This window comes from Proteus faecis (assembly GCF_003144395.1).
GTDB lineage: Bacteria > Pseudomonadota > Gammaproteobacteria > Enterobacterales > Enterobacteriaceae > Proteus > Proteus faecis.
Genome location: NZ_PENZ01000011.1, coordinates 1 through 14,355, shown reverse-complemented (window position 1 = coordinate 14,355; position 14,355 = coordinate 1). Strand labels below are relative to the sequence as shown.

Sequence of the window (14,355 nt, the reverse complement as noted above, 5' to 3'; positions counted from 1 at the left end):
AAACGAACAATGGCATCAGAAAAACAAATGCAAATTAACAAAGGGGGTTTATTGGATTGTCACGCCCTATGTAAACAATACCAAGATGGTTCTATTTCCACTCAAGTGCTGAAATCCGTCTCTTTTAAAATGGATAAGGGGGATTTTCTTGCCATAGTAGGCAGTTCCGGCTCAGGAAAAAGTACTTTATTACATTTATTGGGGGGATTGGATTCTCCAACTTCAGGTGAAGTCTTTTTTAAAGGTCAATCACTTAATAAATTATCTTCGTCTGAAAAGGCTGACTTACGTAATAGCCAATTGGGATTTATTTATCAATTTCATCATCTATTACCTGATTTTACAGCACTTGAAAATGTTGCTATGCCGCTGATGATTGGTGGTACGACTGCTTCAGTTGCGAAAGAAAAAGCGATGTCTTTACTCGAAGCGGTTGGGCTAAAAGATCGCGCTCATCATCGTCCTTCAGAGCTTTCTGGTGGTGAGAGACAACGTGTTGCGATTGCGAGAGCATTAGTGAACGATCCTTCATTAGTCCTTGCTGATGAACCAACGGGTAATCTTGATCAGAAAAATGCAGAAGGGATTTTCGAATTGTTGATTAAGTTAAACAAAGAAAAACAAACTGCTTTTCTAGTCGTAACGCATGATTTGTCATTAGCTGCTCGTTTTCAGCGCCAACTTGAAATGAAAGATGGTCAACTACAGTCACAAAACGCAATTTCAGGAGTGAAATAATGGCGCAATTGCCACTTGCATTAGTGACCGCATTACGTTTTTCTAGAGGGCGAAAACGTGCGGGAATGGTTTCTTTAATTTCAGTTATTTCAACACTGGGCATTATGCTTGGTGTTGCTGTCTTAATTATTGGTCTAAGTGCCATGAATGGGTTCGAACGTGAATTAAAAAATCGCATTTTATCAGTGGTGCCTCACGGACAAATTTATTCAGTAGAACAGCCATTTGTACAATGGCAATCAGCATTACCTCGTATTGAAAATACCCAAGGTGTTGTCGCCGCGGCTCCTTATATTTTACTCACAGGATTGTTAGAAAAAGGAACAGAATTAAAGGCCGTACAAGTTATGGGGGTTTCACCTGAAAAACAGAGTGAGATCAGTTTATTACCTCGATATGTAGAAAATAATGCATGGCAAGAATTTAAAGCCGGTAAACAACAAATTATTATTGGGCAAGGTGTTGCTGATGCATTAAAGATCAAACAAGGTGATTGGCTCACCGTATTAATTCCTAATAATGATGATCCAACGAAGCTTTTACAGCCTAAGCGTATTCGCTTACAAGTAAGTGGTATTTTTAAACTTAGTGGTATGCTCGATCATCAATTGGCGTTAATTCCTTTAGCTGATGCTCAACAATATATGGATTATGGGCAAGGAATAACGGGGATTGAAGTGAAAACGATAGATCCTTTTTTAGCGAATGAAATTATTCATAATGCAGGTTTAAACAGTAAAGAATATGTTTATGCCAAAAGTTGGATAAGCGATTATGGCTATATGTATAGTGATATTCAGATGATCCGTAGCATTATGTATTTATCGATGATCTTAGTGATTGGTGTCGCTTGTTTTAATATTGTCTCAACGCTGATTATGGCGGTAAGAGATAAAAGTAGTGATATTGCTATCTTACGAACGTTAGGCGCACGAGATAGTCATATTCGCAATATCTTTTTATGGTACGGCTTATTATCAGGCATGATTGGCTGTGTTGCTGGTGTGATATTGGGTGTATTGATTGCTTATAATTTAACGCCATTAGTGTCTGTTATTGAATCATTAACGGGACATAGTGTGTTGTCTGGTGATGTTTATTTCGTCGACTTTCTACCTTCGGAAGTTCATTTAATTGACGTTTTTTCTGTATTTATTACCACTGTGATCTTAAGCCTGATTGCAAGTTGGTATCCTGCACGTCGAGCCACTAAACTAGATCCTGCTAGAATTTTAAGTGGACAATAAGATTATTGACAGACAAAGAAGAAAAAACGCTTAAACTAGTAAAGATAAGAAACGCGCTATTTAAACTTGAAAACCAAGGATTGTCATGATGAAACTTAAACTTCGTCATCGTCGGCTTAGGAAGTTTCGTAAAATTAAGAGTTTACGCAGACAACATTCACGTTGTCGCTATTTTCATCTAACCCATAAAACGGAACATGAAATGAATTTACCCAAAGTTGTCGTATTAACAGGGGCTGGCATTTCGGCTGAATCAGGAATTAAAACATTCCGATCAGAAGATGGATTGTGGGAAGAACATCGTGTTGAAGATGTTGCAACACCTGAAGGTTATCAACGCAATCCCCAGTTAGTTCAGCAGTTTTACAATGAACGCCGCCGCCAATTGCAACATCCCTCTATTCAACCTAATGAAGCGCATTATGCATTAGCAAAACTAGAGCAACGTTTAGGTAAAGAAAATTTTTTACTCGTTACGCAAAATATTGATAACTTGCATGAAAAAGCAGGTAGTAAACATATTTTGCATATGCATGGTGAATTGCTAAAAGTGCGTTGCCCTCAATCTCGTCAAGTATTTGAGTGGAAAGGGGACTTAGAAACAACTGATCGTTGCCATTGTTGCCAATTCCCATCGCCACTACGACCACATATTGTCTGGTTTGGTGAAATGCCCATTGGTATGGAAGAGATTTATCGCGCTTTGGCTGAGGCTGATATTTTTATCTCTATCGGTACATCTGGAAATGTTTATCCAGCGGCTGGTTTTGTCCATGAAGCTCGGTTAACAGGTGCTCATACTGTCGAGTTAAATCTTGAACCAAGTTTGGTTGAAAGCCAGTTTGAAGAGAAACATTATGGCCCAGCAAGTCAGGTAGTTGATGAATATGTTCATAAATTGTTTGAATTAATTAATGATCCTAAAGCTGATTTGACGCAATAATTATTTTATAGAGTTCCCTATTATTGTTCTTAGAGAGATCTTAGGGGGCAACATGGATAAATTATTAGAACGTTTTTTTGAATATATTAATTTTGATACACAATCAAAACCATCTTCAAAAATGTCACCGAGTAGTGATGGACAATTAAAACTTGCCAAAGCATTGACTCACGAATTAAAAAAACTGGGTTTTTCCGATGTAACACTCAGTGACAAGGGATGTGTAATGGCAAGTTTACCATCCAATGTATCTTGGTCTGTACCTGTTATTGGCTTTATTTCGCATCTTGATACATCTCCTGACTTTTCAGGAAAACATGTAAAACCACAAGTTCTTGAAGATTATCGTGGTGGTGATATTGCGTTGGGTATTGGTGATGAAGTGTTATCGCCGGTTATGTTCCCAATCTTACATTCAATGATTGGTAAAACATTAATCACCACAGACGGTAAAACTTTATTAGGTGCGGATGATAAAGCCGGTATCGCTGAAATCATTACTGCGATGGTGCGCTTAAAAGAAACCAATCGGCCTCATGGGGATATTCGTATTGCTTTCACTCCTGATGAAGAAATCGGGCGTGGCGCACATTATGTCGATTTAAAAGCATTCGGTGCTAGCTGGGCTTATACCGTTGATGGTGGTGGTGTTGGTGAGCTAGAGTATGAAAACTTCAATGCTGCATCTGTAAATATCAAAATTGTCGGTAACAATGTTCACCCAGGTAGTGCAAAAGGGGTGATGGTTAATGCGTTAGGATTAGCAACACGTATTCATCAAGAATTACCTATTGATGAAACACCAGAAAATACCGATGGTTATGAAGGTTTTTACCATCTGCAAAGTATTAAAGGCTCGGTAGAAAGAGCGGAAATGCATTATATTATCCGTGATTTTAATCGTAACCTATTTGAAAAACGCAAACAGAATATGATTGCGATTGCAGAGAAAGTGGGTAAAGGCCTGCATCCTGACTGCTATATTGAGCTAACGATTGATGATAGCTATTACAATATGCATGATAAAGTTGTTCAATTCCCTCATATCATTGAAATAGCCAAACAAGCAATGATTGATTGTGACATTGAGCCAAATATCAAGCCTATTCGTGGTGGTACAGACGGAGCCCAACTTTCTTACCGTGGATTACCTTGCCCTAATATTTTTACAGGGGGATATAATTTCCATGGTAAGCATGAGTTTATCTCTTTAGAAGGTATGGAAGCGGCGGTGAGTGTGATTATGCGTATCGCTGAAATTACGGCTGAAAGAGAGAAGGCTAATGTAATTAGCTAATCACTTAGTGAACTTCTAAAATAAAAATAATAGCCGATATTTCGGCTATTATTTTTTTAGTAAATTTACTTCTGCTAAGAAATTCATGATTTCACTTTTTCTAGCTTTATCTAACATAAAATGATATTCGTTTTGCTGGTGGTGTTTTCACATTTGCTATTTTATTATTTCTGCAAATATCATGGTTGATAAAATAAAAGCAACGATTAAAACAATAAATTTTTTATAGACGACTTTATTGTAAAAAAACAAGTAAAATCTAATTTTCTCCTAAGATAAAATAGGAGAAGCGGTAAGGTATAGAGAGTATTAATAGGGAAGTTTAGTTAATTAAAAATAGAATGATTTTATAATAATTGGCTTACATATTATTTGCAATTAAACTTTTAATATAGGCCTAATATTAATCACTCTTTAATAAATTGAGTTCACTGAATTTATCTTATAATGACAGCAAACTGAATATAATATAAGGATATTAAATGGAAAACATCACAGGGAAATCATTAAAACCTGCAATAGAACAGCAACTAAGCTTTCATAAAAAGAAAGTAATTAAAAAATCTGAGCAACAATCGTTTATTATTATTTTGAGCTATTTTTTGATAACTTATTTTATCTCCTTTTCTCTTTATGCAACAAATAGCAAACATACATTATTGCTTTTTTTCTTACAAAGTACCTTTTTTGTTGTTATTCCTTTTTTCTTTCATAATACGAGAGTGCTCTTAAAAGAATCAATAAATTATTTAATTCGTTAGGTTTTTAAATAATATTTATTAAATATTTAATGATAAAAAGCCCTGCAAATAATATGACAGGGCTTTATAACTAATAATTGAAAATTAGTGATGATTAATCTTCAAAATACCAATAACCTTGGTTAACTAAATGTGTTAATAAACGTATAAACTTTGGATCAGCTAACGCATCACCTAAGTGTTGTTTATCAATATAATCATATTGGCAAAGTGCATCCACAGCTTCTATATGATCAGTATCCATCAACTCACCATTTACAAAACAATTATCGCCGACACGTAGTGCGCGAAGACCATTTAAACGATGGAGTTGCTCGCCTTGTTGTAGCAGATCATGAATTTCTGCATTTTCATATAAAGGTTCAGGAACGGCGAGATCAAGCTCATGACGAGATTGAGAAATAAATTCACCAAACCAGTGTCGGAATACTTCTGGTTGAGCAAGTAAATCCTCCATCATGGCATGAAGTTTATTTAACTCTTGGTGTTGCACTAATGCTGGGTTTTCACGCTGTGTTAGATCAGGATCGCTATAACGATAGCTACCTAAATCATTTGCTAATACATAGTCAGCGAACCCACTGAAAAGTTCACGAGCATTAGGCGATCTGAAACCAACAGAGTAGTTTAGTGATTCTTCAATCGCATAACCTTCATGTGGGAATCCAGGTGGGATATAAAGAATATCGCCCGGCTCTAACTCTTCATCAATAATTGCTTCAAAAGGATCAACTTGAAGCAGATCAGGGTGAGGGCAATGTTGTTTCATTGGGATTTTTTCACCCACACGCCAACGACGACGACCTTGTCCCTGAATGATAAAGACATCATATTGATCAAGATGTGGGCCTACACCACCACCGGGAACAGAATAAGAGATCATTAAATCATCAATGCGCCAATCAGGTAACACACGAAATGGCTTCATTAATGCCGCACTAGGAAAATGCCAGTGATCGACGGCTTGTACAAGTAAAGACCAATCTTTATCACCAAGTCCTTCAAAGTGCTCAAAAGGCCCATGTTTGACTCCCCACTGTCCGTCTTGACAGCTAACAAGACGGCTATCAACTTCATCTTCCATTGCAAGACCAGCAAGTTCGTCAGGAGATAAAGGATCAACAAAACGAGAGAAGCCGTTTTTAATTAATAAAGGGCGTTTTTGCCAATGGCTTTCAAGGAATGATTGCCAATCTAAATTAAGTTTATAGTCCATTGTGTATATCCTGAATTCGGGAAGCCTAGAGCCATAGTATAATGAATTCTAACTTCCTGCTAAACATTCCTTTGAGCAATGTGAGTAACACGATAATAAGTGAACAGATATGATACTTAACATCGTAGATTTGGCGGTAATTTAAAAAAGAAAGAAGTGCCCCTTAATCGACAATGATTATTCACGCTCAGCCGTCAGTTGCTGCTCAGCAAAAATTACGGTAATACGAGCACCACCTAAAGGGCTATCGGTAATAGTAATTTCACCACGGTATTGTTCAATAATATCTACTGCGATAGATAATCCTAAACCTTGTCCTGGACGAAGCGTATCTGCTCTTGTTCCTCGCTGAAAAATAGCTTCTCTTTTTTCCGGGCTGACGCCTGGTCCGTCATCATCAATAATAATAATTACACTACTTTCATTATTGCTAACATTGATTTCAACAAATTCTAAGCAGTATTTGCAGGCGTTATCAATAATATTACCCATCACTTCCATAAAATCATTTTTTTCACCTAACCACATGATTTCAGGTGAAACATTGAGTGTTAGATCAACGCCTTTTGACTGATAAACCTTACTTAATGCACTACAAAGATTATCGAGTAATCCTGACAGTGAATGGAGTTTTCGCGTGGTAATATTGTGATCACCATGGATGGATGCTCTGTGCAGATAATAACCGACTTGCTGTGAAATTCGTTCTATTTGTTCGAGCATGATAGGTTCAGCTTGCTCTATAGTCATTTGTTTACCCGAACGTAAAGAGCGTAATGTCGATTGCAATACAGCAAGTGGTGTTTTTAAGCTATGGGTAAGATCAGATAAACTTGTACGATATTTACTGTAACGACTGCGTTCATTACGCAATAACACATTTAAATTTCGGACTAAGCCTTTTAATTCAGTTGGTGGGTTTTCATCCAAATCATTGCGAGTTCCTTTTTCTAATGCACTGATCTGTTCAATAACTTGTTTTATGGGTCTTAAACTCCAATGTGCAGCCAACCAAATTAAGGGGACAACCAAAAATAGATTTGCAACAATGATATATAAGAACCAATCCCAAACTTGACTGGCTTTTTGCATCCGCTGAGGGATAGGATCGATAACCGCGATCGCCATATAAGGCATATTATCAGCTGCAGGATAATGGTTAATTACAACTGAGTGAGTTAAAAATTCATTACTGGAATATTCCTCAAGGCGTTTGAGATAAACACGATATTGCGGTAATTGCTCTAGCATTAAACGTGTTGTTTTAATATCAACTGAGATCTCGAATAAGCCTTCTTCATGGCGCCATTTATGTTTAATGCTATCTGGAATAGCTTTAGGTAAATCAGGCGTTGTCCATAATACGCTACCTTTATCATCAAAAATGATCACCAAAGAGGTGTTATTATTGAGACTTGTAGGAAATTCAATATTCAGCTTGCCCTTATCCCACTGCGCTAAGCTGTAGTAAAGATTGCTTTGACTACGCATTAGCATAAAAGTGGTTTTATCCACACTGACAATTGAACCGACAATGGCAACTAACCCATAAGAAAGCACAAGCGCTAAAATTATGGCACTAGTTGCAAGTAAAAAACGAGTTCGTAATGAGAGTGGAGAGCGCTGTTTTTTTTGCATATTAAGGTTTCATATCAAAACGATAGCCTTGTCCGCGTACTGTAACTATTAAGTCATTTGGATATCTTTCTAAGATTTTTTTACGCAGCCGGCCCATTAGCACATCAATAGTGTGGCTCTCTTTTAATTCAGCATCTGGATACAACTGACGCATTAATGCATCTTTGCTGACAACTTTATTTTGATTACGCATCAAGGTTTCTAAAATTGTATATTCAAATGCAGTTAACTTAATTTGTTCTCCCGAAATCATGAACTCTTTACGTGACAAATCCAATTCAAAAGGTTCGATTGCGAGGGTTTGCGATGCAATTCCCATGTTTCTTCGCATTAATGCCTGAATACGTGCAACAATTTCTTCGAAATGAAAGGGCTTTGTCACATAGTCATCAGCGCCTGCATTTAACGCTGAAACTTTTTCTTGCCAGCTTTCTCGAGCCGTTAACACCATTATTGGTAAGGTAATATTATTTTCTCGCCATCTACGAATAAGGCTAATGCCATCTTCATCCGGCAATCCTAAGTCTACAATGGCAACATCAGGAGTACCTTCCGCAATGAGACTATCTGCTTCTTTGGCATCTTCTGCAGCATCAACTTGATGTCCTGCGTCACGAAATTGCACAGATAAGTGATGGCGAAGTAAGATATTATCTTCAATAATTAAGATCCGCATTATTCCACCTTGAGTACAATCAGCAAAAATTCACTGTTGCAAAATAAATATAGGAAATGATAGTCAATCTATCAGATAAAATATGGGTTCATCATAGACAATCTATCGCTTAAAAAACACTGTATCCAGCAAAGTGTTTAAGTTACAGATAGTTTTCGTTGTGTTTTGATTATAAAAAAAGGCAGAAATTATCTGCCTTTTTAGAGAGGTAAATTAGTTTAATTTATCAACAAGTTGAGTTGCAAAACCAATATAGCTTTCAGGTTTCATTGCTTTTAAGCGTGTTTTTTCATCTTCTGGTAGTTCTAAACCATCAATGAAAACGACCATATCTTGTTCTGTGATGCGTTTACCACGAGTAAGCTCTTTTAGTCTTTCGTAAGGTTTTTCAATACCATAACGACGCATTACAGTTTGAATTGGTTCAGCTAATACTTCCCAATTACAGTCTAATTCTTCACGAAGGTGATTTTCATTTACTTCAAGTTTATTAAGACCTTTCATGGTTGATTGATAAGCAATCAGCGCATAACCCATACCCACACCTAAATTACGCAGTACAGTTGAGTCTGTTAAATCACGTTGCCAGCGAGAAACAGGTAATTTACTAGAAAGATGTCCCATAACGGCATTTGCTAACCCTAGGTTTCCTTCAGAGTTTTCAAAATCAATAGGGTTTACTTTATGAGGCATGGTTGATGAACCAATTTCACCTGCAATGGTTTTTTGTTTAAAGTGGTTCAGTGCAATGTAACCCCAAATATCACGGTCAAAATCAATCAAGATAGTATTGAATCGACTAATACAATCAAAAAGCTCCGCAATATAATCATGTGGTTCAATTTGAGTTGTGTATGGGTTCCATGTAATACCAAGTGAAGTGACAAATTCTTCACTAAATTGATGCCAGTTTACCTCTGGGTATGCAGCTAAGTGAGCATTGTAGTTACCTACTGCACCATTGATTTTACCTAAGATTTCAACTTGTATTAGTTGACGATATTGGCGCTCCATACGGTAAGCAACGTTAGCAAACTCTTTGCCTATTGTAGATGGTGTTGCAGGTTGACCATGAGTACGAGAAAGCAATGGTAAATCACGGTATTCTTGAGCCATTTTGCTAATGGTATCAATAATTTCACGCCATGCAGGTAATAAGATCTCTTGGCGTGCCGTTTCTAGCATAATGGCATGAGACAGGTTATTAATATCTTCAGAAGTACAAGCAAAGTGAATAAATTCAGAAACCTGATGTAAAGCAGGGATGGTCGCCACTTTTTCTTTTAAGAAATATTCTACGGCTTTTACATCATGGTTAGTGGTGCGTTCGATTGTTTTAATGCGAGCAGCATCTTCTTCATTGAAGTTAGCAACAATTGCATCAAGGTAATCGATTGCGTTTTTTTCAAAGGCTGGAACTTCTTTAATGTCGGCGCAAGATGCCAGCTTTTGTAGCCAGCGAACTTCTACCTGTACACGGAATTTCAGAAGACCGAATTCACTAAAAATAGAACGTAACGACGAAGTTTTACTACCGTAACGACCGTCAATCGGTGAAATCGCTGTCAGCGAAGATAATTCCATTGTTGGCAACTCCCAGGTTGAATTTAAAGTATTAACATTGAGCGAGAAAATCATCAGCTTGTCGCAGGATAGTCTTTTGATGCAGTAAAAAATCAAAACGACGACCACCTACTTGACGCCAGAGCACTGCACTACGAATGCCAGTTAATAATAGCGCTCTAACTTTAGCTTGAATAATAGGATTCTTTAGCAGATCAATTGCGCCGTGAACTTGAATGCGTGGACCAACAGGACTAACCGCATCAACATAAACGCCTGCAAGTGCATTAAATACACCTTCAGACATGGGTTCAAAGTAACTTTTTTGGCGCTCTAATTGAGAAATTTTTTGCGATAAACGAGAACTGTAATCATCATTTCTATTAATAAGACGTTCTAGATTGATTAAGCCTTGTTGGTAAGTCATCAATTCAAGCGTTAATTTTTCTCTTCTTACCGCCTGATGAATGGCTTTCAGTGTTTGAAAGCCTAATTTTAAGTGACCGACTTGATTGCCATAAACATCTAATGTTGAAGTTGGGTTGAGATTAAAAACACTGTTAACCATTACTTCAATATCGCTCTCGTTTGCACTACCTTGGTAAGCTATTTGCTGAACGAGACGACTTGCTTGGCAGATGCCTGCCAATGCAAGTGTTATATCACGAAAATCTTTAGCCACATCTACTCCTGAATTCGGGTTTCAATGATACCGCCACCTAAACAGACTTCGTCTTGATAAAAGACGGCTGATTGTCCCGGAGTCACTGCTGCGACGGGATAATCAAAGCGGACTTCAATTTTGTCTTCACCTAATGGTGTTACTGTACACGCAATATCAGGTTGGCGATATCGTGTTTTAACAGTACAGCGGAAAGCTTCAGTAATAGGTTCTCTTGATACCCAATGTAATTGCTGAGCAATTAGACCGACAGACATTAATCTTGGATGCTCATGGCCTTGAGCAACAACAAGAATATTGTTCTCAACATCTTTATCTACTACATACCAAGGATCTTCTCCGCCATCTTTTGTGCCGCCGATACCTAAGCCTTTACGCTGACCTAATGTGTGATACATCAAGCCTTGGTGTTCACCAATAGTTTCTCCATCAACAGTCACGATGGCACCAGGTTTTGCAGGCAAATAACGCGATAAGAAATCGGTAAATTTACGCTCGCCGATAAAACAAATACCCGTTGAATCTTTTTTCTTGGCTGTTGCTAATTCAAGTTTTTCAGCAATTTTTCTGACTTCAGGTTTTTCCATTTCACCAACAGGGAAAAGGCTTTTTGCAATTTGCTCATGACTTAATGTATATAAGAAATAGCTTTGGTCTTTGTTATTATCAACACCACGAAGTAATTGACTTTTACCATCAATATCACGACGGCGAACATAGTGACCTGTTGCAATGTAATCAGCACCTAAATCTTCAGCTGCATATTCTAAAAATGCTTTAAATTTTATTTCTTTATTGCACAGAATATCTGGGTTTGGCGTGCGGCCTGCTTTATATTCGGATAAAAAGTGTTCAAAAACATTATCCCAATACTCAGCAGCAAAATTGATGGTATAAAGCTCAATGCCAAGTTTATCGCATACAGCTTGCGCATCGGCAAGATCGGTAGAGGCTGAGCAATATTCTGTATCGTCATCTTCTTCCCAGTTCTTCATAAACAGACCAACGACCTGATATCCCTGTTCCTTAAGAAGATAGGCTGAGACGGATGAATCTACGCCACCGGACATTCCTACGATGACTTTTTTTTGGCTGTTATCTGACATGACTGGATCTCACTGCGGAAAAATAAGCGCCATACTTTACCATATCACTGACACAGGTGCATCAAGTCTTACTCTGTTTTTGATGCTTTGTTTTTCCTTTTCTATTATTTAGTTAAAAGGTGTTCCAAAACTACCTAATAAAGAAAGAGGATAGCGTTCACCTTGTTGATAACATAGCAGGCTTTCTCTTACTAATGGTGAGCGTAATTGCTGGCTATGAATAATTTCATCGGCGCTAACCCAGTGACAACAATCAATATCGCTATCTTGAGGCTGAGTTTCAAATTGCTCTTGTGCTTCAATAAGAAAAAGAAAACGTAGAAATGGTGTTTTATCTGGAGCAATCCATTGATGTAATTTAAGAAAATATTGAACGGGAAGTATTAATCCCGTTTCTTCCCATAATTCACGCTGAACAGCCTGAATTAGTGTTTCATTGGCTTCAAGGTGCCCAGCCGGCTGATTCCACGTCGCTTTTCCATTGACCGTTTCTTCAACGACGAGAAACTTATTTTTTGCATGAACGATACACGCGACAGTCACATTAGGTTTAAACAAAATCAATCTCCTTCCATTCACCGGGTAATAAATTATCCAATGTAATATTTCCCATACTAAAGCGGATCAAGCGCAATGTTGGATAACCGATATGAGCCGTCATTCGTCTCACTTGACGGTTTTTACCTTCAAATAACGTTATTTTCAACCAAGTTGTCGGGATAGTTTGACGTTCTCTAATTGGAGGATTTCTCGGCCATAGCCATTCGGGTTGTTCAACTATTTCGACTTGTGCAGGTAATGTTTTGCCATCTTTAAGCTCTAATCCATTGCTAAATTGTTGTAATGAGACAGCGCTTGGGATGCCTTCAACTTGAGCATAGTAGATTTTTCCCGTTTTTTTACTTGGTTGTGTTAATTTTGCTTGTAGCTTGCCATCATTTGTTAAGACTAAAAGTCCTTCACTGTCTCTATCTAAACGTCCAGCTGCATAAATATCACGAATAGGAATAAAGTCTTTTAGTGTTTTTCTGCCATTTTCATCCGTAAATTGCACAAGAACATCAAAGGGTTTATTGAAGATAACGACTTTTCGCTCACCTCTTGGGCGAGCTGATTTTCTTTGTGCTGATGGAGTGTGATGTTTTCTCGATTTAGCGCTATTTTTAAGTTGATTTGCCATAGTGAGTTTTTGTAAAAAATGGGAGATTGATTATACCTTAAAAGAGAAGCGATTGGCGTTAGCTGAATAATCAAGTAGTATTGACAGGTCTCTTACAAAAAATTAACAAAGCGTGCGCTTACATGAAAGGAGAGGTAAATGGAAAGCAAAGTAGTTGTTCCGGCTAATGGCGCTAAAATTACACTAGATGCTAAAGGTAAGCTTGTTGTTCCAAATAATCCGGTTATCCCTTATATCGAAGGGGACGGTATCGGTATTGATGTTACGCCAGCAATGTTAAAAGTTGTTGATGCAGCAGTTGAGAAAGCTTACGGCAAAGAACGTAAGATTGAGTGGATGGAAGTCTACACAGGCGAAAAATCAACGCAGGTTTATGGTAAAGATGTTTGGCTACCAGAAGAAACCTTAGATCTTATCCGTGAATACCGTGTTTCTATTAAAGGTCCTCTTACTACCCCAGTTGGCGGTGGTATCCGTTCATTAAACGTTGCATTACGTCAACAACTAGACCTCTATATTTGCCTACGTCCAGTACGTTATTATAAAGGTACTCCAAGCCCAGTTAAACAACCTGAACTAACTGATATGGTTATCTTCCGTGAAAACTCAGAAGATATCTATGCAGGTATTGAGTGGAAAGCGGGTTCAGCAGAAGCAGATAAAGTAATTAAGTTCTTACAAACTGAAATGGGTGTTACCAAAATCCGCTTCCCACAAGATTGCGGTATTGGTATCAAACCTTGTTCAGAAGAAGGAACTAAACGTTTAGTTCGCGCTGCAATTGAATACGCTATCGATAACGATCGTGATTCAGTTACATTGGTACACAAAGGTAATATTATGAAATTTACCGAAGGTGCCTTTAAAGACTGGGGTTATGAGTTAGCTCGTGAAGAGTTTGGTGGTGAATTATTAGATGGTGGTCCTTGGGTTAAAATCAAGAATCCGAAATCAGGTAAAGAGATCATCGTTAAAGACGTTATCGCCGATGCTTTCTTGCAACAAATCCTGTTACGCCCAGCAGAGTATGATGTAATCGCATGTATGAACCTCAATGGTGACTATATTTCTGATGCATTAGCAGCTCAAGTGGGGGGGATTGGTATCGCTCCTGGCGCAAATATTGGTGATGAGTGTGCTCTATTTGAAGCAACACACGGCACAGCACCAAAATATGCAGGCCAAGATAAAGTTAACCCTGGTTCTATTATTCTTTCTGCGGAGATGATGCTACGCCACATGGGTTGGACAGAAGCTGCTGACTTAATCATTAAAGGTATGGAAGGTGCGATTGCCGCTAAGACCGTA

The 14,355-nt window shown here is 37.9% G+C and carries 14 protein-coding genes; 6 read left to right on the top strand and 8 right to left on the bottom strand.

Annotated elements, in window-relative coordinates; all coding sequences use genetic code 11:
- Positions 1-27: 27 nt before the first annotated feature.
- From lolD to DK858_RS02745, 5 genes are all read left to right on the top strand, one after another.
- Complete coding sequence (gene lolD / locus DK858_RS02765) at positions 28-738, top strand: lipoprotein-releasing ABC transporter ATP-binding protein LolD (protein ID WP_410110858.1); 711 nt, start codon at positions 28-30, stop codon at positions 736-738.
- Entirely contained in the window at positions 738-1,985 is a 1,248-nt protein-coding gene (lolE, locus tag DK858_RS02760) for a lipoprotein-releasing ABC transporter permease subunit LolE (protein ID WP_109396126.1), read from the top strand. The genes lolD and lolE overlap by 1 nt, the downstream gene beginning before the upstream one ends.
- Positions 1,986-2,070: 85 nt before the next feature.
- Positions 2,071-2,928 carry a Sir2 family NAD+-dependent deacetylase gene (cobB, locus tag DK858_RS02755; RefSeq protein WP_109396125.1) on the top strand — a complete coding sequence of 286 codons (858 nt, stop codon included), beginning with the start codon at positions 2,071-2,073 and terminating at the stop codon, positions 2,926-2,928.
- Between the two features lie 52 nt (positions 2,929-2,980).
- The gene (gene pepT, locus DK858_RS02750; RefSeq protein WP_109396124.1) at positions 2,981-4,225 is read left to right on the top strand and encodes a peptidase T; all 1,245 of its coding nucleotides are present in this window, start codon (positions 2,981-2,983) and stop codon (positions 4,223-4,225) included.
- A 482-nt stretch (positions 4,226-4,707) separates the two neighbouring features.
- Entirely contained in the window at positions 4,708-4,986 is a 279-nt protein-coding gene (locus tag DK858_RS02745) for a hypothetical protein (protein WP_109396123.1), read from the top strand.
- Positions 4,987-5,080: 94 nt separating this feature from the next.
- On the opposite strand, the gene DK858_RS02740 is transcribed toward DK858_RS02745, so the two are convergent.
- From DK858_RS02740 to rluE, 8 genes are all read right to left on the bottom strand, one after another.
- On the bottom strand, positions 5,081-6,202 hold the full coding sequence (locus DK858_RS02740) for a ribosomal protein uL16 3-hydroxylase (protein ID WP_109396122.1): 1,122 nt from the start codon (positions 6,200-6,202) through the stop codon (positions 5,081-5,083).
- A 177-nt stretch (positions 6,203-6,379) separates the two neighbouring features.
- On the bottom strand, positions 6,380-7,840 hold the full coding sequence (gene phoQ, locus DK858_RS02735; RefSeq protein WP_109396121.1) for a two-component system sensor histidine kinase PhoQ: 1,461 nt from the start codon (positions 7,838-7,840) through the stop codon (positions 6,380-6,382).
- A gap of 1 nt (position 7,841) precedes the next feature.
- Positions 7,842-8,516 carry a two-component system response regulator PhoP gene (gene phoP / locus DK858_RS02730; RefSeq protein ID WP_109396120.1) on the bottom strand — a complete coding sequence of 225 codons (675 nt, stop codon included), beginning with the start codon at positions 8,514-8,516 and terminating at the stop codon, positions 7,842-7,844.
- 213 nt (positions 8,517-8,729) lie between these two features.
- Positions 8,730-10,100, bottom strand: a complete 1,371-nt coding sequence (gene purB / locus DK858_RS02725) for an adenylosuccinate lyase (RefSeq protein WP_109396119.1) — start codon at positions 10,098-10,100, stop codon at positions 8,730-8,732.
- Between the two features lie 31 nt (positions 10,101-10,131).
- Positions 10,132-10,761 carry a high frequency lysogenization protein HflD gene (gene hflD / locus DK858_RS02720; RefSeq protein WP_109396118.1) on the bottom strand — a complete coding sequence of 210 codons (630 nt, stop codon included), beginning with the start codon at positions 10,759-10,761 and terminating at the stop codon, positions 10,132-10,134.
- A gap of 2 nt (positions 10,762-10,763) precedes the next feature.
- Complete coding sequence (mnmA, locus tag DK858_RS02715) at positions 10,764-11,867, bottom strand: tRNA 2-thiouridine(34) synthase MnmA (protein ID WP_109396117.1); 1,104 nt, start codon at positions 11,865-11,867, stop codon at positions 10,764-10,766.
- A 108-nt stretch (positions 11,868-11,975) separates the two neighbouring features.
- The gene (locus DK858_RS02710) at positions 11,976-12,425 is read right to left on the bottom strand and encodes an NUDIX hydrolase (protein WP_109396116.1); all 450 of its coding nucleotides are present in this window, start codon (positions 12,423-12,425) and stop codon (positions 11,976-11,978) included.
- On the bottom strand, positions 12,418-13,047 hold the full coding sequence (rluE, locus tag DK858_RS02705; RefSeq protein WP_109396115.1) for a 23S rRNA pseudouridine(2457) synthase RluE: 630 nt from the start codon (positions 13,045-13,047) through the stop codon (positions 12,418-12,420). Before rluE ends, DK858_RS02710 begins: the two co-directional genes overlap by 8 nt.
- A gap of 138 nt (positions 13,048-13,185) precedes the next feature.
- Between rluE and icd the strand changes: the two genes are divergently transcribed.
- Positions 13,186-14,355, top strand: a 1,170-nt coding sequence (gene icd, locus DK858_RS02700) for an NADP-dependent isocitrate dehydrogenase (protein WP_109396114.1), incomplete at its 3' end; no start/stop codon positions are given.